The organism is Rhizobium binae, assembly GCF_017357225.1.
Classification (GTDB): Bacteria; Pseudomonadota; Alphaproteobacteria; order Rhizobiales; family Rhizobiaceae; genus Rhizobium; species Rhizobium binae.
The window spans coordinates 205,500-228,775 of sequence record NZ_CP071606.1 but is presented as its reverse complement, the minus strand read 5'-3'; the positions used below and the strand labels follow the sequence as shown (position 1 = coordinate 228,775).

The window sequence follows — 23,276 nt, the reverse complement described above, 5'->3', positions numbered from 1 at the left end:
AAGTTGCGAAAGTTTCTGATTATAAAATTCCGACATTTAGTTTGGAATTTATTTTGCGTAAAGTTTTGCCATAAATGTTCGATATCGTGCAGAATTCTGCTCATTTATCGACTTGATGGCCGCCTCGCCAGGCGGGAAACAGACAATCTCGCCGGCCATCATCCATCAGCAAGAGAACAGGCAGGAGGGAAAAAGCGAGGCTTGCGGCGGCTTTCGCCCAGAAAATCGACGCAAGGGCAATTTTTTAATCATTGTTATTTCAAACAATCATGCGAAATAATATGCGAAACTTTGTTCGGAGAAACGCGTCGAATATTTACACGTTCAGATTCAATCGCTTGATGTCGCGAAGGTGAACTGGCACGGTGATTGCTTGGAAGATCCCAGAGAATTCATGCATGGCAAAATCGAAAAAGGGATCCCATGAAGAACGTGCAGACAATCCTGAAGGACGGCATCGCCACCGCGCTCGTCACTCTCATGGCGCTGTCCGCCCATGCCGCAGAAAGCGCAGCAGAGAAGATGGCAGGGGCTGAGGTTGCCAAACTCCCCGGCGTGGCGCTGACGCAGAAGCTGGCGGACAGTCTTCCCGCTTCCATCAAGGCATCGGGCGTACTAAAGGTCGCGACCGACCTGACCCCGCCGATCAGTTTCCACGACGATGACGGCAAACTTGTCGGCATCGACGCCGATATCGCCGCAGCCCTCGGCGTGATCCTCGGCCTCGACGTCCAGATGACGGATGTCGGCGCAGGTGCTGCCATCGTTCCCGCCATCCTGTCCAAGCGCTTCGACATGACGATCTCCGGCATCAATGACGATGTCGAGCTGGAAAAGCAGGTCGATGTCATCGACTACATGTACGACGCCACCACGATCATGACGATGAAGGACAACCCGCTCGACATCAAGAGCATGGAAGACCTCTGCGGCAAGAAGGTCGCCGTTCCGGTCGGCACCTTCCAGGGCAAGATGGTCGAGGCCGCCTCGGCGAAGTGCAAGACGCCGATCGACATCATGGCGATCCCGAAGATGCCCGACGTGCTACAGGCGGTGCGCACCGGCCGTGCCGACGCCACCGTCAACGGCTACGCGACCAGCGTTTACACGACCGAACACCAGACCGGCAACGGCAAGGGCCTGCAGGCGCTTCCCCATATCCGTCTTGCCGCCGGCTATCTCGGCATGCTGACGGCAAAGGACAATCCGGAGCTCCGCGACACCCTCGTCGCCGCCCTGCAGCAGATGGTCGACAGCGGCGCCTACGAGACGATCATGAAGAAGTGGAGCCTCGGCCCGCTCGCGGTGAAGACTGTCAAGGTCAACGACGCCGCCAGCATGCCCGCGGAGTGAACCCAATGGCACTGTTCTCCGCACAGACAACGACAATGAGCCTGCCGCCACCGGCCATGCGGTCGATCAAGTGGGGACAGTTCGCAACCGGTGCCAGCGCGATCCTCGCGCTGGTGCTTCTCGGCAGCGTCGTCGCGCAGAGCCAGAGCGTGCAATGGTCCGAGATCCCGCGCTATCTCGTGCATCCTTCGATCCTGCGCGGCGTGCTTCTGACGCTGGAGCTGACGGCTGGCGCCATGGTCTTCGGCATCGGCCTCGGCTGCCTTCTCGCCGTCATGGCGACGTCGACCAACATCGTTCTGAAGGCGATTGCCGCAGGCTTCGTCTGGTGGTTTCGCGGCGTGCCGCTGATCGTCCAGATCTTCCTCTGGTTCAATATCGCGCTCTTCATTCCGCAGGTCGGGGTGGGACACTACAGCATCTCGATCAACGACCTCGTCACGCCAGCGCTCGCAGGCTTCCTGGCGCTCGGGCTGCACGAGGCAGCCAACATGTCGGAAATCATCCGCAGCGGCCTTCTAGCCATCGACCGCGGGCAGCGCGAGGCGGCGACGGCACTCGGATTGAAGCCCCGGCAGACGTTCCGGACGATCATCCTGCCGCAAGCCGCACGCCTCATCGTCCCGCCGACCGGCAATCAGGCGATCGGCATGCTGAAGGCGAGCGCCATCGTCTCCGTCATCGGCATGCAGGACCTGCTGACGCAGGCGCAGGTCATCTACGCCCGCAACTTCCTGGTGATCGAACTGCTGTTCGTCGCCTCCATCTGGTACCTCGCGATCACGACGGTGGCGTCGATCGGCCAGCACTATCTCGAAAAGACCCTCCAGCCCAAATTCCGCAGCGGCGCCGACAAGCGCCGCGACGCGAAACGCGCCTGAGGACCAACCAATAACGAAGGGCCTCGCCAGAGCAGCGAGGTCTGTCAGGAAACGACAAGGAGTCCAACATGAAGCTTGGCATCGACAATATCAAACTGCCGGAATCGAAGAAGCGCGGCCCGCTCGGCAGCCTCGACCACGTCAAGGAGCTCGGGCTTTCGGGCATCTTCTTTTCGACGGCGCTGGACATGAGCCCGACGCTCGACATCGGCGAACTGCGCGATATCAGGGCGAAGGCCGATGAACTTGGCCTCTACCTCGAAAGCGGCGTCGGCAAGATCAATCCCTATTGCAGCGCCGAGGAACCGGCTCTGAGAGCTGCCGGCGGCGGCGACATCATCGCCGGCTTCACGCGGATGATCGAGGCGAGCGCCGCCATCGGTTGCTTCGAGCTCTGGGTCGCACCCGGCAACTTCAAGTCCGAATATCGCGGCCGGCTGGCCAATGACCGTTTCCGGACCGACATCACCTGGGAAGAGCAGTTGATCGGCATCGAGAAGGTTCTGCAGAAGCTTGCGCCGGTCGCTCGCGCGCATGGCGCACACCTGAACATCGAAACCCATGACGAGATCACTTCCTTCGAGATCCTGCGGCTGATCGAGAAGGTCGGCCCAGATTGCGTCGGCGCCGTCTTCGACACCGCCAATGGCCTGCAGCGGGCCGAGCATCCGGTCTTCGCGGCCAAGCGCCTCGCCCCCTTCGTCCGTCAGACGCATATCAAGGACGCCTATGTCGGCCGCGCGCCCGGCGGCCTCGACTTCCAGACCCGGCCCGTCGGCGGCGGTATCGTCGATTTCGAGACCATCCTGCCGATCCTCGCCGAAGCCAACCCCGCGCTCAACCTCTCGCTGGAGGTCGCAGCCTCCGTCGCCGACAGGCCGCGAAAGGCCAATCCGCGCCAGTGCATCCAGATCGACGACCCCATTTGGCGCGCAGGCCATCCCGATCTCACGGCCGAGGAGCTCGGCGCCTACATGGCGCTGGTGGATGCCTATGAGACGCGCGTCGCATCCGGCGCGGTCCCGGACTGGGAAACTTACGAAGCCAGCCAGTATGGCTATCCAACCTATGAGCAACAGTCCTACGGCTTCGACGAGGCGATCGCCTTCATCAGGCAGTCGGCACGTCGTATCGAGACGATCTGCAAGGACAAGGGGATCGCCCTGAACACGGCGGCAACGAACCGGAAGGCGGCCTGACGTTCGTGATGGCGTTGGCGGCCTCGGTCGCCGACGCCACATGCCAGTTATGTGGCACCAATGAATTGCGCACGAACATTCTTATGGAAATAATTGCAGCATACCGATATCGAGTCGATCGTTGCTGTTTGTGCAGGCCCGAGCTCATGGATGGGTCCGGAGAGGAAACATGAAGAAGACGCGTCGCCAAAACCTGAAAGCCGTCCCCGCCACGACGAATGGCACGACAGAGACCGTCGATAATGACGACGTCTCCGAGCGCATCCGCAACACGCTGGCGGCGGCGATCGGCGAAGGCGCGCTGAAGCCGGGCACCAAGATCCTCGAAGAGGCGATCGCCGAGCATTTCGGCGTCAGCCGGACCGTCGTCCGCGGCGCACTCGGAGTGCTCGAAAGCGACCATCTTCTGGAGCGCAAGAGGAACCGTGGCACCTTCGTTGCCGAACCGAGCATCGAGCAGGCGAAGAACCTGTTCGAGGCACGCCGGAAGCTGGAACGGATGCTCCTGGAACTCGTCATCCTTCGAGCCACATCCGACGAACTGGATGCCCTCGAAAGGTTGACGGACGAGGAGGAGCACATTCATCGCCATGGTGACGAGAAATCGAAGACGGTTCTGTCCGGAAAATTCCACATCGTGCTGGCCGATCTCGCCGGCAACCCGGTGCTGACGGAGATGCTCTCGAAGGTCGTCGCGCGCCTTTCCCTCGTGATGGCTCTCTACGAGGAAGACCGCAAAGACGATTGCGGCGCCGATCACCATCGCATGATCGTTACGGCGCTGAAAGCGAAGGATCTCGCCAAAGCGCAGGACCTAATGGATCATCACCTAGCAGACATCGAGGGGCGCGTGCGCCTGACCGAAGGACAGGGTGACCGGCACACGTTCATGGCCGTGCTCGAGAATTTCTCGTGAATTGATCCGGCGGTAGTGCTTTCGTATTAACATGAGCGCTTGTGTCCGCCGCGATGCAAATAGAACCATCGATCCATCAATTTGTCATGAACTGAGGGGTAGAGGATCGGTGCCTTCGCTTAGAATTGCAAGATATCTTCGATAGCTGAATACGCGACCTCGCTTGCGGCCGGTTACTTCATCAACGATGCCTAAGCGCTCGAGATCGGCGAGCGCTGCGTTGACCGTTGGCGCAGACAAACCTGTAATCTGGACAATCTGGTTCGCCGTGTGAAAAGGATTCTGCTGGAAAAGCTCGTGAATGCGTAGCGCCGACCCTGCTCTATCACTCTCCATAGTGATCCGCTCCCGATCTTCCTTGAAAAGAGCGACGATCTGAGTCGCGGCCTCAAAAGCCTGATTGGCTGTATCGGCCACGCCGGCCAGGAAAAAGTCTAGCCAGGCTTCCCAGTTTCCCTGTTCGCGAACCTCTTGCAGTAGCCGATAGTATTCTCGCCGATGGGACTTCAGGTAAAGGCTGAGGTATAGCAGCGGCTTTCTCAGAACGCCGTTCATGCAGAGATATAGGGTTACGAGCAGCCGGCCGATACGACCATTGCCATCGAGAAAAGGATGGATTGTTTCAAACTGCACATGCAGCAGGCCGGCTTTGATCAGCGCTGGTAGCCGCGATCGGTCGTCATGGATGAAGTGCTCGAAAGCATCCAGGCAACCGGCCATTTCAGTGAGGGGTGGCGGCACAAAGAGTGCGTTACCGGGGCGCGTACCACCAATCCAATTTTGCGAGCGGCGGAACTCTCCTGGATCCTTGGAGCCACCTCGTCCACTTTGTAGGAGTCTGGCATGCATTTCGCGGATCAGACGCAATGACATGGGCAGCGTTTCCAGCCGCTCCAAACCATACATCATGGCATCGACATAGTTGGAGACTTCACGGATATCATCAACCGGTTGCCCGGCCTGAGCTTCGGTTTCAAACCGCAAGAGATCGGAAAGCGTCGACTGCGTTCCTTCGATCTGCGAGGAGAGAACAGCTTCCTTTCTCACATACATATAGAGAAACAGCTCCTGTCGCGGCAGCAGCATTGTGATGCCATCCAAGCGTCCTAGCGCGCGCTCAGCCAAGCTGAGACGCTCCAGCAATGAAAGCACATCGATCGCCGGTTCGGGCGGCAAAGGTGGAGGTACGAAAGCCGATACTGTTTCACTGGCAGCGGTCGTCTCGACGAAGCGACCCAAGCGATTTTTGGATTGGGAATCTGACATAACCCACTATCGGGCTCGCTCGTTATTTAAGCAAGACGCTTTTCATTTAATTAAGCCACAGACTTAGATAAGCGCGCTTAATTAACGCGGAGACACGAAGTCCAGAGCGCTGATCCAGAGTGATCTGAGTAAAGGGATAATGCTGATGAGGCAACATTCACCGTGTCAGACCCGGTACATCCTTTCTTAAAGCTCACCTCATATTCCCGCTCGCCCTCGGGATTAACGCCGAGAGAAACGGAAAGAGCATGACCAAAAACGACCTTTTATCACGTCATTTTCAGCGAAAGATATTAGAATTCTGCGAGCTGCGTATCGCGCTGATTGCGTCCAAAAGGGTACTGGAGAATATTCGGCCCTACCTAGTCAGTTTCATCATCTATCGAAAATCGCCCCCGCTCCTGAATGGCCATATCGACTGGACGACGATCGGTCAGGCGTGTGGGATCGAAGCCGAGTTGACGACAGAACTGAAAAAGCAGATGCGGCCAGGCTTGGATGCGATCATCCGATGGCTAGGCGCACCGCCGGCTGTCGAAGACCTAAAAACTCGGAAGCAGACCCTTCGCTCTAAGAAATCAGATCAAGACAAAAAGACAATCACCGCCTCCTCAACCAGAAAGCCGCATCGCGTCGGCGAAGGCGACAATGCTGCTCACTCAGCTTTCGCACCGCGTGGACCTGCACCGAAGCCGATCAGTCCTTTTCCAGAACCGCTATAGCAACGGTCTCGGCAAGAAATGCATTCCGCTGGATAAAGTCTGTTGTTCCCCGTGTGAATAGTGATGTGGGCTCCGCCATGATATATATCTCCCTTTAGGAATCAGCCGTTGTTAATAAAATATATGAGAATAGCGCTCCATGCTGAGCCAGCTATAAATATTACAGACCAGAGACGCATTGTTTTTCTTATCACGTCGCGCCTTTCTCTCATAATATGCAAGAATGCCGCCAATATAAGCAGTATATAAACCTGCGGAGACACTATGATCATTCCGGCGATAGAACCATTAGGTTGAAATGCGCCGAGTACTTCTTCTGATATACTTTGATAAAGTGCTATTTGCCTGAGAAGCGAGTACAAGCAACAAAGTAGATTATGGACAGTATAATCATAGATATTCTTAAGGCATGCGTTTTATTCATGGTTGCGCCCCACAATACGGCGTAATGGATTATTCTTAATCTTTGTCCGAATAAAACTAATACACAATAGCATCGGCAAGCGCTATTCTTCATAAATACTGTCGCAGTCATTATCCGAATTCGAAGGGGTTTAAGCGGCACGACACTTGAGAATTCATCTTAAGCTCCTGCTGATCCCGTTATCCGCTGGGGATAAATTCAAGAGATCAAAAATAAATTATTCGCATGAACGATTCCAGGATCGCACGCCAAAATTTCCAAAATTCAAAGGTGAAGTGGCAATTCTCAACTTAATGGTGAATTATTTTTTCTCGCAAACGTTGTCAATAGCAACCAGGGAACGTCCAAACTATTTTTTATGCTTCTAATCATTGGGCGGATCTTATCGAAAGATCATGCGATCAAAACCAGAAACTAGGTAAATCCCTTAGAGGTTGACTCAAAAAGACCTCAGCAATATCTGTATCTTGCGAGCCGCCGTGTGAGCATGCGGATGTGGGCGATTGTGATCCATGCTTAGGCGGAGGCGATCGTTTTCTCCCAATCCTTGGCCAGTCTACGGCAACGACCGAGCCAAGCGAAGGTCCGTTCCACCACCCAGCGGCGCGGCAGGACGGTGAAGCCCTCGGCCTTATCGGAACGCTTGACGATTTCCATCGTCCACTGGCCGATCTTCGCCAGTCTCCCTTTCAGCTTGTCGCCCGCATAGCCGACATGCCGGAGCCAGGGCCAGCGGTGGCGGATCGATTTCAGAAGGTCGGATGCCCCGTCGCGATCCTGAATGTCCGCGCCATGCACGATCAGACCGACCATCAGCCCCAGCGTGTCGACAATGATGTGGCGCTTGCGCCCCTTGATTGTAAGCGCGATTTTCGCTGCACGTTGACGCCAACCCGTTGATTGGCATCGGATCAACGTTTGGAACCGTATTGTGTCAGGCGGCTTCGGTTCTGGCGAAGTTGAACGGCAGCAGGTCGACGATGTCGGCCCTTTCGTCCCGCTGCGGCAACTCAGTGAGCACGTAGCGCAGCCAGGCGAGTGGGTCGACGCCACAGACGCGGCAAGTCAGCATCAAACTGTAGACCACTGCGCTGGCCTTGGCTCCGTCGGCGGTGTCGCTGAACAGCCACGATTTTCTTCCGGTGGCAAAAACTCTGATTTCGCGTCCCAGAATGTTGTTATCGATCGGGATCCTGCCGTCGCTGGTGTAGCGTGTCAGGTAATTCCATTGGTTCAGGGTGTAGGAGACGGCGTCGCCGAGCTTGGTATCCGGCACGACCTTCGGCGCGATGGCGTCGAGCCACGCCTTTAGGGCGTTCAGGACAGGCAAGCTGTGCTGTTGGCGGAAACGGCGAATGCAATCAGCCGTCGTCTCACCGGCATCTGTCAGTACCGGAGCAATTCGAAATGATCGCTGGGCTGATCCTCTGCGCCTCGCTGACGGCGGTCGACGGCGATACCGTCAAATGCGATGGACAGAACATGCGACTGCTGGGGGAAGGTGTCCCGTTCGTCTCGGGCATCGACACGCCGGAGATCGGGAGCCACGCGAAGTGCCTCAAGGAACGGAAGCTGGCGCTAATCGCCAAGGGCAGGCTGAAAGAGCTTTTGGCTGAAAAGGGATTGCGCGTCGTGTTCAGCGGCGCGGTGGACAGGACGCCATCTCACCGGCCGCTCGTTAACGTCTAACTGACGAATGGGGAAGAGATCGGGAAGAAGCTGCTCAGGGAAGGCTTCGCCCGGACATGGCACCCGCAACAGCGGAACGACTGGTGCGAGTAAGGCCACTGGGTACCCAACAAGATTAGCGAGTTCTGGCTAGTTGACCCTGTTGAAACCGATGTCATGCTAATGGGGTTGTTTGTCCCCCAGTGCTAGACCCTGCTTCTTTGGCCCCCGCTTGCGCGGGCTTTTTTTTACGTGCGAAGTGAAACCGGGAACTTTCGATGTCTCACATTGTTCGATGACTGGAACTTTCCTTTCTTTGCGCGCGGACGCGCCATGCGTCATTTGGCACGTCCGCTTCCTACACGCCCCGCTATAATGCGGGGCTTTTTTTTCGCTAGGCTGCGGAGCTTTTCTTGGTCCGCCGCCGTACAGGAACTGCCGCGACAGAACCAGGTTAGCTCACCGGATCGCGGGAGGAGGGTCACTGCGCAGCGACCAGGCCGAGAGCCTGTTCACCCGTTTCGGGCCTTCCTCGATCGAACTCGATTTTGCTGATGGCAGCCAAGCGCCGCGCGCCTGTTCTGCCAGACAGAATTGCCGAATAACGCCTTTCACGAACGGAATCGATATATGAGCGACAGACGCCATGAGTGGATCAGCAAACGGGCCTATGCGATCTGGGAAGAACAGGGCCGCCCTGACGGCCGGGACAGCGAACATTGGCGCCAGGCAGTCGCCGAGCGGGACGCGCTGGAACGCACGCAGGCCTCCGTCGACGGACGTGAAGTGCTGGTGAAGTTCCGCCCGAAGCCGCAACGGCCGGAACTGCCGCGCGACGGCTGGCTCACTCCGCCCGCCAAGGCCGGCTGATCCAACGGCCAGCGGCTTTTCCGCGCCCACGCTGATTTCCGCCTCTGCGGTCGGCGCCCGCGAGCGTCCTCCGGGGCCGTCTCAGATAAGCCTTTTGGATAAATATTCGGCGTAGCCTAGCGCTGTTACAATCATCGCGCGAAATGGCGGAGATGGGGCATGCGTCAGGGTTATCGCGTTCCGCAGAAGAAATCCTTGCTGCTAAGGGCGCCGGGTTTGGTCATCGGCGCGGTCGCGTTTGGTGCAGCCGGCGGCTGGACCGCGAGCGACATGCTGGCCTCATGGGGCGCTTCTGGCGGCTCTGGACTATCATGCAGGATCAAGGGCAACATCTCGATCGACACGGGCGAGCGCATCTTCCACGTGCCGGGGCAGAAATACTACGAGCAGACGAAGATTAACCCCCAATATGGAGAACGGTGGTTCTGCTCCGAATTTGAAGCTTGGGCCGCCGGCTGGCGCAAATCGAAATCGTAACTCGGAGATGGCCTTACAGCTGCTCGGTAAGCCTAAATGATAAAGTACTACTTATTGTCCTTAAAGAGAATTTCGAGCAACATTGTTGTGCAGCGCCTAAGTGCGCAATGCCTACAAAATAACCCCATGGTGCTCACCCCGCGAGAATGCGGGGATTTTTTGTCTGGCATCTACTCGAACCGCACCACAAACAACGGCGCCCGACAGCCCCGACTTTAGTCCGTCTTTTTCTCGGTAATATTCAAGCTAGATTTTCTTCATCCTTGTCGAGAGGACGCCAGGGAGGTTTTAGCAATGTTGCTTTGTATCCAGTCAGAACCTCCCTGGCAAAGTAAATAACACCTTTGTTTGCCAAGCTGGGTTAAACTATGTCCAACGCCGTAGTGGAACTTGGTCAGTCCCTCTTTGTTGTCAAAACTCGCCCCGCTTCGGCGGGGCTTTTTTGTCCGGCATCGTACCGGAACCACATTGGGACAATGAGGTTAACTCACCGGATCGCGGGAGAAAGCCAGTTAGTTTCCAGTTCGCGTAATGCCTTCCTCTTACGATCCACTGTTGGGTCGTGCGGAGTCAATTTACCGGTCCGCTCCCAAGCGACGCTCCGCACGGCCCGACGCTTTCGATGTTTCTCACGGACCGAAACATAAAGATGGCGCTGCGCTACGCGGTGTCGTCCGCTTTAGTTCCCATGTCTTCTAGATCCCCGCCATCTGCCGAATTTTGCGCTTAAGAGAACCAGGTGCTTTTCCAATCAGCGTTCGCCCCGTTAAATATCCAGAAACCTCATCAGATAACAAAGCAAATGAAGCGTAAAACAAAATAACGACAGGCGAAAATATAAAAATGACACCCAACATCGCGAGCCCTGGCCCGATCGATAACTCAGATGACAAAGTGGTCGCCAAGACAACAAGGGGAATCCAGGCAAGGACGGAAATTAAAAGCCCTGTTATTATAGCATAAAGGCCATATTTCTCTTCGTTTATCACTAAAATTCTTAGAAAACTAAACACGTATCTTCGCATCTTCAGTCCCTTAGCGACTCTGGTAAGGCGTTAGCCGTCTTCAGTGGCGCGTCATGAACATACCACCTTACCCTGGTGGTAGAAACTATTTTGCGGTTAACGTCGACGTCGCCAAGGTATGAAATTGCGCAGACATCAATGCTCCGGGTAAGTGAGATCATTGGGACTCTACCCGTCATTTCATTCGCAGGTTTCCATGCGTATTATTGCTGCAGCCGCTTTTTGTTTATTTCTGATCAAAATCGCAACCGCTCACGGCGCGGAAGATAGTCGCTCTCTTCATGAGACATTCAATGGGGAGGATAAATCCTGCTATACCGTCAACCGTGCATACGAAAACATGCATAACAGCGGGCGCTATACGATATCCGAGTTGCAAAAAGATGGTCACCTCAGGCCTTACATGGAGGTGCGCGCGATTGACAATTTCGTCTATTACAGAATCGAAAATGGCGGCTGGGGTGAAGAAAGGCGGCTGCCTATTCGTACCCCACTTGATGCAAATTCGGGACTGCCAGTCTTCACATCTTGTAAAGAGCTCGGCGACTCGCAAACCGAAGATGGTCCTGCATTTCACTATTCCGCAAACTGGCACCGAAACAAACGGAGTGCGGCGATGAAAATCTGGATATCGAAGGCCTCAGTGAAATTCATACAGACCGTCATGCACTACGATCAGGGTGCAGGAGAGCTGCTATTTCCAGTGGCTGTCCAAATTATGGATTATGACAGAGCCCACGCAATGAAACCGACAGTCCCACCCTGTTGGGCCCTTGATCTGGAGGCTCCGCCGGCCATCTGCATCGATCTCACCTCTCCCAGTCCGATCGCGGTTCATTGACCAGCTTGAACCCCGTTCGCCCACAGCGATGCGCGGCCCGACACTCAGGCGTTGTTTTTCGCCAGTGACGCAATGATGGCATCGAGCCGTCGGGTGGTTTCCTTCGACGTCTCCCGGTGCTCTTCGCGAAGATCCTTGATGCTCGATTCCAGCCGATGGATATGGCCGTCGAGATCAGAGCGGCGGGCGTACTCGTCGCGGATCCTGTTCAGCCGGTCATGCAAAACGTCGTCGCCCGCTTCGATCTTTCCGGATAGTCGCTCATCCACCGCGTTCATCCGCATCTTGATGTTGTTGAAGGCGGCAAAAACGAGCCCTCTGACAAACGTGGACACGGTGATCATGGCCCCGATCAACCAACGGATATCATCTGGCATTATTTTTCCCATCGAAGTTCGGGGTGGATTGAGCGCCGGCCTGGCGGGCGTTGAAATCGTCGATATGGTTGGCGCAGCGGGTCACCCGCGCGTTGGCGCGATCGAGGGCTGCGCGCTCCCGATCGAGAACGGAGAGCTTTTCGGCGACTTTGAGGTGACGATACATGATCTTCGCTCTCATCATGGCGTCATGGTCCTATGCGCCTGCGCAACAGCAAGGTCCTGCTGCGCCATGATCGTCGACCTCGTCTGCTTCGGCCTGACGAAGTACAAATTCCCCAAGCACCCGATGGCCCGCGGCCAGCACCGCATCCCGCGCGACCAGCAGCCGATGATGTTCCAGAGAGCGAGGCAAATAGCGTGAGGATCACGTCCGTTTGAGGGCCTTGTCAGGGCCAGTAAGCAGCGTCCTGATCGGCGCATTCCTCGGGGCTCAATTCCTTTCCCAACTCGCGCCAATAGATTGGAGCAATCCTATCGCAGTACGCCTTGGGATCCAGTCCAAAGGTTTTCGGCCGGTGCGGCAATGGAACGTTACGCGTTGACAGAACCGTTCGCAGAATTCCTCTTTGGTCATACAAATAAACTGCTTATGGCTGAAGATGGTTCAATCGGTGACCTTGGTAGTGGAATCACCGGAAGCGGTCTCCGCTCTCTCATCCTATGAAAGGAGGACGGGTAGATGACGGCTCGTCGCCACTCCCTAATCCCCGCCGGCATTTGCCGCCCCGCATGACGGCGGAACTTGCTGCCGGCTATTGTGGTGAAAGGCACGCCGAGGACTTCCTCGATCCCGTCGGCACGACATATCCACCGCCGCGCGTGGTTGACACGACACGACGGAAATTTTGGGATGATCTGGACCGCGATGAACATCGGCGCCGAGACGGTTTACACCTTCTACACGCGGCTCAGGAATACCAAGTTCGCATGGCCTTCTCTCGCGCTGCCCACCGCGGCCGAACTGATCTTTCGAGTTGGCGGAAGAGGCCCCGCCCGGCTGGCGGAGCCTCGGGGACCTCAGTCCCGGTTCGGGCGGGACCAGATCAACTGGAAGCCGTCTTCGCCTTCGACTTCCGTCAGCGTCGCGTAGATCGGCGCCGGGAAGCTCGGATCGTCGAGCTTGACCGAGAGGTAGTCGCGGTCGCTCTCGTTGGAGCGCTTCTGCCAGGCGGCGCCCAGTTCAACGGCACCCGCGTAGATGCGGAAGTGCGGGCCTTTGTCGGAGGGATTTTCAATGCGGGCGATGCGAGCCTTGACGTTGAGGGCGAGGGTGCGGATCGAGCCGGTGAAGCCGTTTTCGGTGGAGGTGAAGGTGCCGATAGTAGCCATTGTCATGTTCCTTTCGTTGTTTCGGGCCGCGCCCTTCGCGGCCTCGATGGCTGTCGCAAAGACCGGAGACGATCGGCCCGCACCTGAAGGTCCGGAATGAAATGGAGGGCGGCCGGAGGAACTTTGTTGTTTCGCGAGGAATGGCGGCGGAGCCGCCAGGGGGAAAGTTCTGGAGGCCGTTGCGGGAAGACGAGCGAGGCGAAGCCGCTGTCCGGTCAGACATGCCTCATCGAGCCCGCAGAAGGGAGTGCCGGCAACAATGAGGGCGGGAACATGGCGATGGCGACCCACACGCCATGCGATCGCAGTTCAAACGGCTCATAGGCGAGCCGCTCCAGGCTGCCAGATCGTTTGTCGTGGACGCCTCGACGTCGGCGCCGCAGACGCGCCAGTTGCTTTGATCCATACACGGGATATCGTTGAAGCGCGATTCGTTCCGGCCAAGAGATCCATGCGCAAACAGACAAAACCGTTCACCGTCGAAATCAAGCCGTCCCGCAAGCCGAAAACGGGTCCACAGAAAATGTCGATCTGGGGCAAGTTGGACTTGAGAGCGGACGAGGACCTGCAGGTGAGGACCGAGCCGGTGGTGGAGCCGGCCACCGCCGTTGGGGGAGGCCGGTCCTGACTATCCGCGAGCGGGAGCGGCACCCGGCTTTTCAAGCCGCCTGCCGGTCTTGGCTCTCCGCCGGCTGAAGATCGTGAAGATAGCCAACGGCACGTTGGGCATGCGCCGCGGCTTGGAAGATGGCTCGCTTGTCGCCCGAAAGAACGGTGAGCCAGGACTGAAGGTACGACGCATGATCCGGCCTCGGCTCGAGTTCCGGCGCAATGCCGAGATCGGCGCAGAGGAAGCAGCTGCCAAGCTCGGCAATGAGTTCCTCGCGGGCGCGCTCACTTCTATCTCTCGAATACCGGGAAAGATCCCGGCCGACGCGGCTGGCTGGCGCCGTCCAATGCGTTTTATGCCGATATCGGCATAAAACGCATTATGCCGTAAGCTGGATTATGCCGAATCTCATGAGAACGGCATTGGAATTAAACACCAACTCCGCCTTGATGGTCGGCATAATTGCTACCGGTTTGCCGTCGGCTACGCTGGGCGATGGAACTCCGCTCTCGCTTGTTCGACCGAAGCCCTGATCTCGCATCCTGAGGCGTGGTCATTGATGAGCCCCATCGCCTGCATGAAGGCATAGACGGTGGTTGGCCCTACGAAGGACCAACCGCGCCTTTTCAGATCTTTCGATAGCGAAATTGAAGCTGCGGAAGTCGATGCAGTCTGCGGTTCGGCGCAATCTTCCTGTCGCGGCTCGAAGCGCCAGATGTAGGTGGCGAGAGAACCCTCGGCCTTGACAAGCTCTTGCGCTCGTTTCGCGTTGTTGATGACAGCATTGATTTTGCCGCGATGGCGGACGATGCCCTCGTCCTTCAAGAGTCGCTCGACGTCGGAACCATCGAATTGCGCGATACGGTTGAAATCGAAAGCACAGAAGGCAGACCTGAAGTTCTCGCGCTTGGCAAGGATAGTTCGCCAGCTCAAGCCCGACTGAAAGCTTTCGAGGCAGAGTTTTTCGAAAAGGCGAAAATCGTCGGAGACCGGAAAGCCCCATTCGGCGTCATGGTAATGAAGAAACTCTGGTGCGGCCGCGCACCAGCGGCAACGCAGCCGTCCGTCATGACCTAGGACAGTTCCGCTCATCGATTACCCTTTCAGGAACATAAGCCGTTCATCAACGCGGCCTGGCGAGACTTCGTGGATCTCGGCGCTCACCACACGCTCTGCTACGAACGGATCCTCCTGAACCAACGCCTCAAGGCTTTTCCGATCAATATTGTGGGCGAGGAGTGTCCCGCCCGCGTTCGGCTGGAGGGTGCCTGCGAGAAGAAAAGTTCCGCTGTCGAAACCTCTTTTGATCCAGGTATTGTGTCCCTCAAGAAATTGAGAGGCCTGCGGCTTGTTGTCGGAAAACCTGAGAAATACGATAAACATGAACTGTCCCGTTTCTTGAGCTGTGACGGAATGAGAAAGGCGCTCGCCGCGCTATGACGCGTCGAGCGGGTTTGTTCGAGGCAGCTTATCCCCGGTCGGTGTTGACGCCTCGGCAGCGATAACCTTCAACCAATCCTTCATCTGATCGACCTCGCGCTGAACGAAGTCTTGATCCTGGAATGCATTAAAAAGGGTCGCCGCGCCCTGGCTCCGGGAGAGAAGATGCATGGCAAGCACATCCGCATCTGCTTCTCGACCGAGTGTTACGAACTGACGGCGAAGCCACGTCCTAAACAGCATGAACAATCTGCCTGCGTCTGGCTGCGCTGGATGGTTCAGCTTCGCAAGCTCACTCGTTAAGGTCCCGATCGGGCATCCATACAGTTTGATCTTATCCCCATTCACAATCAGGATATCGATGAAGCTGCTGATCCGCTCTACAGGTGTCTGGCCCTCTATCTCCCATCGCTCCAGCATAGCATTGCGATCAGCGAGGCGTTTTTGAATCACCGCTTCGAGAATGTCGTCCTTCGTTTTGAAATGGTGATAGAAGTTGCCGCGAGAAATCTTCACCAGCTCGGCAATGTCTGCAAAAGACGTGTGATCAAATCCTCTGCGATAGAACAGATCGTCCGCTACGCCGACGATCTCCTCACGTGTAGCCCGATTGGCCATCGTAGTAGTTCCCTGTTGGTCTTCGGACGCCTTAGGCAGCAGAGGCCTCTTCGCCGAGCTATGGTGGAAAATGGGTGATGACGGTTTGAGAATGGCGGCGTATCGAGGCGGGTGATTGAAGCCAGCCAGACCCTCTCAAGGAGAGCGATACGCCATGAACGAGACTATCAACATTTTTCGGCTTCGTCAGCCCGACGAAATTGAAGATCCCCTGACGAATGTGCTGCGCAGCGGGGCGCGCAAATTGCTAGCGCAGGCGATCGAGATGGAAGCCGAAGCATTTCTTGGCGCGATGAAGGATCTCAAGCTTGCCGATGGTCGTGATCGGATTGTCCGGCATGGTCACGCCCCGGAACGGAGCATCCAGACGGGGATCGGGCCGGTGCCGGTCAGCCGGGTGAAGATCCGGGACCGCGGCGCGGAATGCGAGGTTGACCGGATCCGATTTTCCTCGTCGATCCTGCCGAAATGGGCGCGTCGGACGCGCAGTGTGGATGCGCTTCTGCCCGTTCTCTACCTGCGCGGCGTTTCGACGGGGGATTTCCAGGAAGCCCTGTCGGCGCTACTGGGCAAGGACGCGCCGAACCTTTCACCCTCAGTGATTTCGCGACTGACGGCGGAGTGGGGCATCGAATATGATCGTTGGCAAAAGCGCGATCTTTCGGCGCGCCATTATGTCTATGTGTGGGCGGACGGGGTCTACCTGCAGGCGCGCATGGAAGATCAAGCCGAATGCATGCTGGTCCTGATCGGCGCCACGCCCGAGGGCAAGAAGGAACTTGTCGGCTTCCAGACCGGTATTCGCGAGAGTGCGCAAAGCTGGCGCGAGCTGCTGGTCGACATCAAGCGGCGTGGCCTTAAGATCGCGCCCGATCTTGCCGTGGGCGACGGCGCGCTCGGCTTCTGGAAGGCGCTCGATGAGCTCCTTCCCGACACCAAACACCAGCGATGCTGGGTGCACAAGACAGCCAACATTCTCAACAAGGTGCCGAAATCGGTGCAGGCCGGCATGAAGGCAGTCCTGCGCGAAATCTATCTCGCTCCCAGCCGGGCCTCGGCCGAGACGGCAATTGCCGTCTTCGTCGAAAAATATGACGCGAAGTATGCCAAGGCAGTCGACTGCCTGACGAAAGATCAAAATGCGTTGCTGGCGTTCTACGATTTCCCCGCCGAACACTGGGATCATCTGCGAACATCCAATCCCATCGAAAGCGTCTTTGCCACCGTTCGCCACCGCACGGTGCGCACCAGGGGTGCGCTATCCTCGAAGACCGCCACGCTGATGGTCTTCAAGCTGGTCATCGCCGCCGCCAGGACGTGGCGACGATTGAAAGGACAAAATCAGTTGCCGAAACTCATCGCAGGTGCCAAATTCCAGGACGGAATCGAGGTCATCGAATCGAAGCCACAGAGCGCCGCTTGATCAACCTCGTCACCCAAATTCCAGCATAGCTCCTCTTCGCCCGTGAAGAACGGATAATCAGTATATCCGGCGTCGCCCCCACCATAGAAAGTCGCTGGATCAGCCGTGTTCAACGGCAATCCCTGCCGGTAACGCCGTACGAGATCAGGGTTGGCGAGAAAGGGGAGGCCGAATGCCACGAGATCGGCTTCGCCATTTGCGATTGCCTGCTTTGCGCGGGCTAGGTCATAGCCGTTGTTCGCGATATATGTGCCAGCGAAACATGCCCGAAGAGCGCGATAGTCAACCACAGACGATTTTGTTGACATGTCTCCTTGTAGCACGTGGACGTATGCAAGCCCTCGAGCCCCAAGCTCCCGGATGATGTATTCGAAATGAGCTTGCGGGTCGGAATCGACCATGTCGTTGAAGCTGTTCTCTGGTGTCAGGCGCACACCAATTCTCCCTACGGGCCAAACTTCACCGACGGCGTCGAGGATCTCGTGCAGCAATCGCATACGGTTGCCGACAATGCCGCCGTACGCGTCACCTCGCCGGTTGCTGCCGTCGCGCAGGAACTGGTCGATTAGGTATCCGTTCGCTCCGTGAATCTCGACCCCATCGAATCCCGCGCGCTTTGCCAACGCCGCGGCATGTCGAAACTGAGCGACGAGATCTGGAATCTCCGCGAGCATCAGTTCGCGCGGCCTCACAAAATCCTGCATCCCGGCGTATGTGACTGCCTTGCCGGCTGGACGAACCGGCGATGGCGCGACCGGGGAAGCTTCTTCCGGCTGGAGGCTGGGATGGGAAACCCGGCCGCAGTGTTGCAGTTGCACGAAAATACGACCTCCTGAGGAATGCACGGCGTTGGTCAGTCGCAGCCAACTGCTCACGTGTGTGTCGGTGAAAAGGCCGGGAGTGAAGGGGTAGCCAACAGCCTCAGGAGAAACAGTAGTGGACTCGGCGATGATTAAACCCGCAGAAGCTCGCTGTTGGTAGTGCGAAACCATAATGGGCGTCACATTGCCATCACCATCGGCACGGTTGCGCGTCATCGGCGCCATCACCATGCGATTGGACAGCGGCAAATCACTTAGCTGAAAGGTATTGAAGAGATCGGCGATCATGAAACTTTCCCCACGGATTAGGTCATTTGTCCTAGTCCTGTGATTAGGTCAATTGTCCTACTCTGTCAACACCGATATCTCTTCCCTGCCGACATGTGTCAAACCATCATCTTGCGGCACTCCTGGCTTGACGTAATCAACGTCGACCCCGTCATGTCTGCCAGCAGGTCAGCAAAGGCCGGTATCGAATTGATGTAGAGGTTTTTGAAGAAAATTGTTGCTCCACCAACCCGGAGCACAATAATGGACATATCCAACCGGTTTACCTGCCTTGAGCCGTACCTCGCCTCTTTCGAGGAAAGTCTCTCCGCCAAGAACTACAAGCCTGCCACCGTGGAGAATTATCGTTATCTCCTGCGGCGCTTTGGCCAACTGCTTGAAGACGAGGGAGTTGCGCCGTCAGGTTTGACGACAGAGCTTGCGCTCGAATTGGGTCGGCGGCTACCGACGACACCCAAGGGCCAAATCAAGGTTCCCAACCTTGCGAGGCTGTTCGTCCAGCACCTGTTCGAGATCGGCGTGGCGACACGCCCGCGGCTCACTGCTGCTCAAGCCGAGCGCAAAGAGCTTCTCGGCGAACTCGAGTTTTACCTCCTGCGGCAACGTGGTCTCAGCCCACGGTCCGTCAAGCACGTGCAGGGGTTCGCGGCCCGCTTTCTGGCTCATCGCTTCGGAGACGGCATGCTCGATATTGCTGCGCTAAGCGCGCGCGACGTCGTTGCGTTCATGGAGCATGTTGTTGTTCGCAAGACGCCCTACCGGGATAAGACATTATCCTCGCATCTGCGCGGCTTCTTCCAGTACCTGTTCGCCCAGGGGCTCACCACCACGAACCTCTCACTCTGTGTACCCAGGGTACACAAGCCCTGGGGCGCGAGACTTCCGCGATATCTACCACCGGGCGCCGAACCGTCCGTTCAAGGATAGCCAGATCATCAACTCGATCTTGCGGGAAGCGTTCGCGGCAACCGGGGTGAAGCCGCCGGCACCCTATGTCGGATCGCATGTCCTTCGTCACAGCCTTGCGACGAACCTGGTGCGGTCCGGTGCTTCGCTGAAGGAGATCGGCGATCTGTTGCGACATCGATCGCGCGCAACGACGATGATCTATGCGAAGCTCGACACGGATGGATTGCGCTCCATCGCCCAGCCTTGGCCGATCGCGGAGGCAGCACAATGAGATTCCTTGCCGAACAGCACCGCTACCTTAGCATCAGAAGACGGCTGGGCGCCGACCTGAGTACGGACGAACGCATATTGCGTCGCTTCACCGCCTTTGCCGACAAGGATGGCGCGGAGTATGTCGATACCAGATTGATCATGCGCTGGCTGGAGAGCCTCCCCGCCGCCAGTGCCGGAACACGGGGCGCTCGCTTCCGGGTGGCACGTCAATTTGCCCTTTGGCTACACGGTATGGATCCGCGGCACGAGGTTCCGCCCCAAGGGTTGGTGCCCGCTCATGTCCAACGGGTTCATCCACACATCTACAGCGACGCCGAAATCCTTGCGATTGTCGAGCAAGCCCGGACGTTGCCATCGGTTTACGGCATGCGCGGGTTAACCTGTTCGACGCTCTTCGGCCTGATCGCCGTGACAGGGCTTCGGATTAACGAAGCCCTGCGTCTCGACCAGTCTGATCTTGATATTGAGACCGGTGTCCTTCGTGTACGCTTCGGGAAACTCGGCAAGGAACGAATGTTGCCCTTGGATCTAACGGTCGTTCAGCAGCTCGAACGCTATGGGCGTGAGCGGGACCGGCTATTGGGGCGCAGGTCAGAGGCCATGTTTATCACGTGCAGGGGCCACCGTCTCGGCGATTGCGGCGCGCGCTATAACTTCGCGCTGGTCTGCCAGCAGATCGGTTTGAGGCCGAGGCAGGATTACCAGCGCCATGGACGCGGGCCGCGCATCCACGACCTTCGCCACAGCTTCGCGGTTCGGACGATGCTGAACTGGTATCGTTCAGGCCAAGATGTCGGGCGTGAGATGATCAAACTGACGACCTGGCTCGGTCACGAGAGCCCGGCCAATACCTATTGGTATCTGGAAGCGGTCCCGGAATTGCTGGAATTGGCCTCCACCCGGATTACGAGTGCGGCGGAGGGGAGCAATGAAGGCGACTAGCTTCCCTGCACTCATTCAACGCTTCTTCACTGACCGGCTCTGCACACAGATGGAGGCAAGCCACCACACCATCGCCGGCTACCGGGATACATTCCGGTTGTTGATCCGTTACGCTGGTTCACGGTGTGGAAAGCCGCCCACGAAGCTGACGATCGAAGATCTCGACGTCGATCTTGTCGCCGACTTCCTGACCCACGTCGAGACGGCGCGCGGTAACACGGCACGGACCCGCAACGCGCGCCTTGCCGCCATCCGCTCATTCTTCCGATACGTTGCGATGACCGATCCGACCAAGCTGCTCCATTGCCAGCGCATTCTCTCGATGCCAAGCAAGCGATACGTGAAGCGAAGCGTGACGTTCCTCGACGCAGAAGAAATAGCGGCGTTGCTGGCGGCGCCGGATCGAACGACGTGGGTGGGGCGGCGTGATCACGCCCTGCTGTTGCTTGCACTTCAGACCGGATTGCGAGCATCCGAGCTGATCAGTCTGCGGTGCACGGACGTGTTCCTTGGGACAGGCGCTCACATCCGTTGCGTCGGCAAGGGGCGAAAAAGAACGCAGTACACCTCTTCGTCGAGATACGGCAAAGTTGATCCAGGATTGGATTGGGGAACGCCGTGACAGCGACAATCCCGTATTCCCTTCGATCCGGGGTGAGCGGCTCAGCCGTGATGCGTTGGAACACCTGGTGCGCAAGCATTGCCTCACAGCATCCCGAGCATGTCCGAGCCTCGCAAGCAAACGGGTTACACCGCACACCTTGCGGCATAGCACCGCGATGGAACTGCTCCATCATGGCGTCGACCAATCCGTGATCGCGCTTTGGCTCGGGCACGAATCCGTGGAAACGACCCAGATCTATATCCACGCCGACATGCGGTTGAAGGAGAAGGCGCTCTCTCAAGTCACCAAGCCGGAAGCCCATTCGAGGCGGTATCGTCCCGACGATGAACTGCTCGCGTTCCTAGAATCGCTCTGATTATGCCGAACCGCCGCATGGACACTTGGAGGAGCCTTCGCCCTTTATATCGGCCATGCGGCATAATCCGGCTTACGGCATAATGCGTTGCCTCATGGCTCAGCGTCGCATAGTAGCTCGCCGCGTCCCTGAAGCTCTCAAACGGCGGCATCTGGATGAGGTCGGCGGCAGGCGCGAAGAACGCCTGGTTTCCGCCATGGCGGATAAGCGCGCCGGTGTTCCGGAAGAAGCGGTCCACATGCGCAAGGCGCTCGACCGGGTCGAGGACGGGATCCAGGCGATGAAAATAATGATCGGGAAGGCCGTCGATCTGCTCGACGTTGAAAACGGTGTACGCCTTGAGGAACGGGATTTCCCGCTCGATCTCGCCGCCGTTACCGTCCGTTTCGGATTTGGTGAAGCGGCTCGCAAAGACAACCGTCGCGCCGGTCTCGCCCTTGCGCACGGCCGATCCCAATTCGAGCGCCTGCTTGAATGTCATCCACATCGGTGAGGAATAGCCACGCGCCATGCCCTCCGACCAAAGCAACAGCACATTCATGCCGGAATAGGGCTGGCCGTTGTGGCGCAGCGGTCGGGTGATACGGCCGTTCGTGTTCACCGCGTTCCATGGCTTCATCCAGGGCCGAACGCCATTTGTCAGGTCCTCCATGATCTTGTCAGTGATCCGCGTATAAATGTCGGCGCGTTGGCCTTCGTCCTTCCTGCTCATTCCAAACCTCCATTTCCAGGAGATCGCGCCGATCGCGACCCCGTCACGGCGGTCCAAAGGGTCGGAGCAAGAAGGGGTGAGGGCACCGGCAGGCCGGAACGAAAGTGGAGGACGGCGAAGCCGTTTCTCGAACGCCTCGCTCCGCCAGGACGCATGCCGGACGGGGTTGCGACGGCCGCTCCCGCGTCACTGCTTCACGAGTTTCAAGGAATGGTTTCGAGGTCGGTCGACCTGAACTCGTCCGCCGTGGCGAGGATCGGCACGCCATGGAATTTGGCGCAGGCATAATGCAGGCAATCGCCGAGGTTCAGATCATGGCGGCCGCTGCGATAGCGGTGCGCAGCGACAAGGGCGAGCCGCGTCGTCTCGTTTGCCGGCGGCAGATCGCGAACCTCGATTTCCCGCGCTTCGAGGAATTCCATCACGATCGTTTCGACCGCGGAAATCGGAAGGTTGAACTTGTCGGGCCGTGCAAGACCGAGGACGGTTTCGAGAATTGCGACCGGAGATGTGAACGGATGTCTGGCGGAAGCAACAGCGTCTGAGACGCGCGCCGCTTCCGGTTCATCAGAGAGAAGCGCGATGATCGCGCAGGCATCGACGAACATCAGGCGTCATCCCACATCTCATCGAATGCTTCACGAGGTAGAGGCTTGCGGATGTCCTCGCTCATCGCGACCCCATGCTTTTCCCGCAGCCGCGCCGCCGTCTGTAATGGCGTCTCCGCGCGATTGCGACGCTCGATCGCCTCCCGCATGGCAATGACGATGGCGTCGGTAATCCCGACGCCGGCCATTTCGGCGAACTTGCGCGTCAGCGCGTCCGCTTCCGGATTGTTGACGTTGATCGGCATGGGTCGTCTCCATGTAGATAATTTTCGAAGATAATGTAGATTATTGTGCGGTCTTT

26 protein-coding genes and 5 pseudogenes are annotated in these 23,276 nt (G+C 57.5%); 16 read left to right on the top strand and 15 right to left on the bottom strand.

Annotated elements, in window-relative coordinates:
• The first annotated feature begins 423 nt into the window (after positions 1 to 423).
• The 4 genes from J2J99_RS25605 (at position 424) to J2J99_RS25590 (ending at position 4,349) form a co-directional block, all read left to right on the top strand.
• Positions 424 to 1,353 carry an ABC transporter substrate-binding protein gene (locus tag J2J99_RS25605; protein WP_168301378.1) on the top strand — a complete coding sequence of 310 codons (930 nt, stop codon included), beginning with the start codon at positions 424 to 426 and terminating at the stop codon, positions 1,351 to 1,353.
• A gap of 5 nt (positions 1,354 to 1,358) precedes the next feature.
• A complete protein-coding gene (locus J2J99_RS25600; RefSeq protein WP_168301379.1) occupies positions 1,359 to 2,234 on the top strand; it encodes an amino acid ABC transporter permease in 876 nt (291 codons plus the stop codon).
• A gap of 68 nt (positions 2,235 to 2,302) precedes the next feature.
• Positions 2,303 to 3,433, top strand: coding sequence for a sugar phosphate isomerase/epimerase family protein (locus J2J99_RS25595; RefSeq protein ID WP_168301380.1), 1,131 nt, complete (start codon positions 2,303 to 2,305; stop codon positions 3,431 to 3,433).
• A gap of 169 nt (positions 3,434 to 3,602) precedes the next feature.
• Positions 3,603 to 4,349, top strand: a complete 747-nt coding sequence (locus J2J99_RS25590) for a GntR family transcriptional regulator (RefSeq protein WP_168301381.1) — start codon at positions 3,603 to 3,605, stop codon at positions 4,347 to 4,349.
• Positions 4,350 to 4,433: 84 nt separating this feature from the next.
• On the opposite strand, the gene J2J99_RS25585 is transcribed toward J2J99_RS25590, so the two are convergent.
• Entirely contained in the window at positions 4,434 to 5,615 is a 1,182-nt protein-coding gene (locus J2J99_RS25585; protein WP_168301382.1) for a Fic family protein, read from the bottom strand.
• 248 nt (positions 5,616 to 5,863) lie between these two features.
• On the opposite strand from J2J99_RS25585, the gene J2J99_RS25580 reads away from it, so the two are divergent.
• Positions 5,864 to 6,337: a hypothetical protein gene (locus J2J99_RS25580; protein WP_168301383.1), complete on the top strand. Its 474-nt coding sequence runs from the start codon at positions 5,864 to 5,866 to the stop codon at positions 6,335 to 6,337.
• A 943-nt stretch (positions 6,338 to 7,280) separates the two neighbouring features.
• Here J2J99_RS25580 and J2J99_RS25575 read toward each other — a convergent pair.
• Both J2J99_RS25575 and J2J99_RS25570 read right to left on the bottom strand, forming a co-directional pair.
• Positions 7,281 to 7,676, bottom strand: a pseudogene (locus tag J2J99_RS25575) (transposase); the annotation flags it as partial.
• A 19-nt stretch (positions 7,677 to 7,695) separates the two neighbouring features.
• A pseudogene (locus J2J99_RS25570) lies at positions 7,696 to 8,145 on the bottom strand (IS66 family transposase); the annotation flags it as partial.
• A gap of 23 nt (positions 8,146 to 8,168) precedes the next feature.
• Between J2J99_RS25570 and J2J99_RS25565 the strand changes: the two are divergent.
• The 3 genes and pseudogenes from J2J99_RS25565 to J2J99_RS25555 all read left to right on the top strand — a co-directional run bounded on the left by J2J99_RS25565 (position 8,169) and on the right by J2J99_RS25555 (position 9,776).
• Positions 8,169 to 8,543: pseudogene (locus tag J2J99_RS25565) on the top strand (thermonuclease family protein).
• Between the two features lie 516 nt (positions 8,544 to 9,059).
• Complete coding sequence (locus J2J99_RS25560; RefSeq protein ID WP_097597907.1) at positions 9,060 to 9,299, top strand: DUF2934 domain-containing protein; 240 nt, start codon at positions 9,060 to 9,062, stop codon at positions 9,297 to 9,299.
• Positions 9,300 to 9,458: 159 nt separating this feature from the next.
• Positions 9,459 to 9,776: a sunset domain-containing protein gene (locus J2J99_RS25555; protein ID WP_168301384.1), complete on the top strand. Its 318-nt coding sequence runs from the start codon at positions 9,459 to 9,461 to the stop codon at positions 9,774 to 9,776.
• Between the two features lie 695 nt (positions 9,777 to 10,471).
• Here J2J99_RS25555 and J2J99_RS25550 read toward each other — a convergent pair.
• Positions 10,472 to 10,801, bottom strand: a complete 330-nt coding sequence (locus tag J2J99_RS25550) for a hypothetical protein (RefSeq protein WP_168301385.1) — start codon at positions 10,799 to 10,801, stop codon at positions 10,472 to 10,474.
• 196 nt (positions 10,802 to 10,997) lie between these two features.
• On the opposite strand from J2J99_RS25550, the gene J2J99_RS25545 reads away from it, so the two are divergent.
• On the top strand, positions 10,998 to 11,642 hold the full coding sequence (locus J2J99_RS25545) for a hypothetical protein (RefSeq protein WP_168301386.1): 645 nt from the start codon (positions 10,998 to 11,000) through the stop codon (positions 11,640 to 11,642).
• Between the two features lie 44 nt (positions 11,643 to 11,686).
• Here the strand turns inward: J2J99_RS25545 and J2J99_RS25540 are convergent, their stop codons facing one another.
• Complete coding sequence (locus tag J2J99_RS25540; RefSeq protein WP_168301387.1) at positions 11,687 to 12,019, bottom strand: hypothetical protein; 333 nt, start codon at positions 12,017 to 12,019, stop codon at positions 11,687 to 11,689.
• Complete coding sequence (locus J2J99_RS25535; protein ID WP_168301388.1) at positions 12,009 to 12,203, bottom strand: hypothetical protein; 195 nt, start codon at positions 12,201 to 12,203, stop codon at positions 12,009 to 12,011. Before J2J99_RS25535 ends, J2J99_RS25540 begins: the two co-directional genes overlap by 11 nt.
• A gap of 48 nt (positions 12,204 to 12,251) precedes the next feature.
• On the opposite strand from J2J99_RS25535, the gene J2J99_RS34525 reads away from it, so the two are divergent.
• Positions 12,252 to 12,383, top strand: a complete 132-nt coding sequence (locus J2J99_RS34525) for a hypothetical protein (RefSeq protein ID WP_281410851.1) — start codon at positions 12,252 to 12,254, stop codon at positions 12,381 to 12,383.
• 656 nt (positions 12,384 to 13,039) lie between these two features.
• Here J2J99_RS34525 and J2J99_RS25530 read toward each other — a convergent pair.
• A complete protein-coding gene (locus J2J99_RS25530; protein WP_167528243.1) occupies positions 13,040 to 13,351 on the bottom strand; it encodes a DUF736 domain-containing protein in 312 nt (103 codons plus the stop codon).
• A 451-nt stretch (positions 13,352 to 13,802) separates the two neighbouring features.
• Here J2J99_RS25530 and J2J99_RS25525 point away from each other — a divergent pair, with 451 nt between their 5' ends.
• The gene (locus J2J99_RS25525) at positions 13,803 to 13,979 is read left to right on the top strand and encodes a hypothetical protein (protein WP_168301389.1); all 177 of its coding nucleotides are present in this window, start codon (positions 13,803 to 13,805) and stop codon (positions 13,977 to 13,979) included.
• Positions 13,980 to 14,010: 31 nt separating this feature from the next.
• On the opposite strand, the pseudogene J2J99_RS25520 reads toward J2J99_RS25525, so the two are convergent.
• The 4 genes and pseudogenes from J2J99_RS25520 to J2J99_RS25505 all read right to left on the bottom strand — a co-directional run.
• A pseudogene (locus tag J2J99_RS25520) lies at positions 14,011 to 14,313 on the bottom strand (zincin-like metallopeptidase domain-containing protein); the annotation flags it as partial.
• A gap of 131 nt (positions 14,314 to 14,444) precedes the next feature.
• On the bottom strand, positions 14,445 to 15,053 hold the full coding sequence (locus J2J99_RS25515; RefSeq protein ID WP_168301390.1) for a DNA-3-methyladenine glycosylase I: 609 nt from the start codon (positions 15,051 to 15,053) through the stop codon (positions 14,445 to 14,447).
• A gap of 3 nt (positions 15,054 to 15,056) precedes the next feature.
• Positions 15,057 to 15,344 carry a YciI family protein gene (locus J2J99_RS25510; RefSeq protein WP_168301391.1) on the bottom strand — a complete coding sequence of 96 codons (288 nt, stop codon included), beginning with the start codon at positions 15,342 to 15,344 and terminating at the stop codon, positions 15,057 to 15,059.
• Positions 15,345 to 15,395: 51 nt separating this feature from the next.
• Positions 15,396 to 16,019 (bottom strand): TetR/AcrR family transcriptional regulator, encoded by a 624-nt coding sequence (locus J2J99_RS25505; protein ID WP_168301392.1) that lies wholly within the window; start codon positions 16,017 to 16,019, stop codon positions 15,396 to 15,398.
• A 154-nt stretch (positions 16,020 to 16,173) separates the two neighbouring features.
• Between J2J99_RS25505 and J2J99_RS25500 the strand changes: the two genes are divergently transcribed.
• A complete protein-coding gene (locus tag J2J99_RS25500; RefSeq protein WP_104891281.1) occupies positions 16,174 to 17,442 on the top strand; it encodes an IS256 family transposase in 1,269 nt (422 codons plus the stop codon).
• On the opposite strand, the gene J2J99_RS25495 is transcribed toward J2J99_RS25500, so the two are convergent.
• Positions 17,361 to 18,551 (bottom strand): alkene reductase, encoded by a 1,191-nt coding sequence (locus tag J2J99_RS25495; RefSeq protein WP_207600991.1) that lies wholly within the window; start codon positions 18,549 to 18,551, stop codon positions 17,361 to 17,363. The genes J2J99_RS25500 and J2J99_RS25495 overlap by 82 nt on opposite strands.
• 243 nt (positions 18,552 to 18,794) lie before the next feature.
• Here J2J99_RS25495 and J2J99_RS25490 point away from each other — a divergent pair, with 243 nt between their 5' ends.
• From J2J99_RS25490 to J2J99_RS25480, 4 genes and pseudogenes are all read left to right on the top strand, one after another.
• Positions 18,795 to 19,478 carry a site-specific integrase gene (locus J2J99_RS25490; RefSeq protein WP_246735485.1) on the top strand — a complete coding sequence of 228 codons (684 nt, stop codon included), beginning with the start codon at positions 18,795 to 18,797 and terminating at the stop codon, positions 19,476 to 19,478.
• 19 nt (positions 19,479 to 19,497) lie between these two features.
• The gene (locus J2J99_RS34625; RefSeq protein ID WP_246735484.1) at positions 19,498 to 19,731 is read left to right on the top strand and encodes a tyrosine-type recombinase/integrase; all 234 of its coding nucleotides are present in this window, start codon (positions 19,498 to 19,500) and stop codon (positions 19,729 to 19,731) included.
• Positions 19,728 to 20,675, top strand: a complete 948-nt coding sequence (locus J2J99_RS25485; RefSeq protein WP_168302418.1) for a tyrosine-type recombinase/integrase — start codon at positions 19,728 to 19,730, stop codon at positions 20,673 to 20,675. Before J2J99_RS34625 ends, J2J99_RS25485 begins: the two co-directional genes overlap by 4 nt.
• Positions 20,662 to 21,655 (top strand): annotated as a pseudogene (locus tag J2J99_RS25480) (tyrosine-type recombinase/integrase). The gene J2J99_RS25485 and the pseudogene J2J99_RS25480 overlap by 14 nt, the downstream one beginning before the upstream one ends.
• Here J2J99_RS25480 and J2J99_RS25475 read toward each other — a convergent pair.
• The 3 genes from J2J99_RS25475 to J2J99_RS25465 form a co-directional block, all read right to left on the bottom strand.
• Positions 21,582 to 22,367, bottom strand: a complete 786-nt coding sequence (locus J2J99_RS25475) for an ArdC family protein (protein ID WP_168302417.1) — start codon at positions 22,365 to 22,367, stop codon at positions 21,582 to 21,584. The pseudogene J2J99_RS25480 and the gene J2J99_RS25475 sit on opposite strands and share 74 nt — an antisense overlap.
• 203 nt (positions 22,368 to 22,570) lie before the next feature.
• Positions 22,571 to 22,975 carry a type II toxin-antitoxin system VapC family toxin gene (locus J2J99_RS25470; protein ID WP_168302416.1) on the bottom strand — a complete coding sequence of 135 codons (405 nt, stop codon included), beginning with the start codon at positions 22,973 to 22,975 and terminating at the stop codon, positions 22,571 to 22,573.
• Complete coding sequence (locus J2J99_RS25465; RefSeq protein WP_168302415.1) at positions 22,975 to 23,220, bottom strand: type II toxin-antitoxin system VapB family antitoxin; 246 nt, start codon at positions 23,218 to 23,220, stop codon at positions 22,975 to 22,977. Before J2J99_RS25465 ends, J2J99_RS25470 begins: the two co-directional genes overlap by 1 nt.
• Between the last annotated feature and the right edge of the window lie 56 nt (positions 23,221 to 23,276).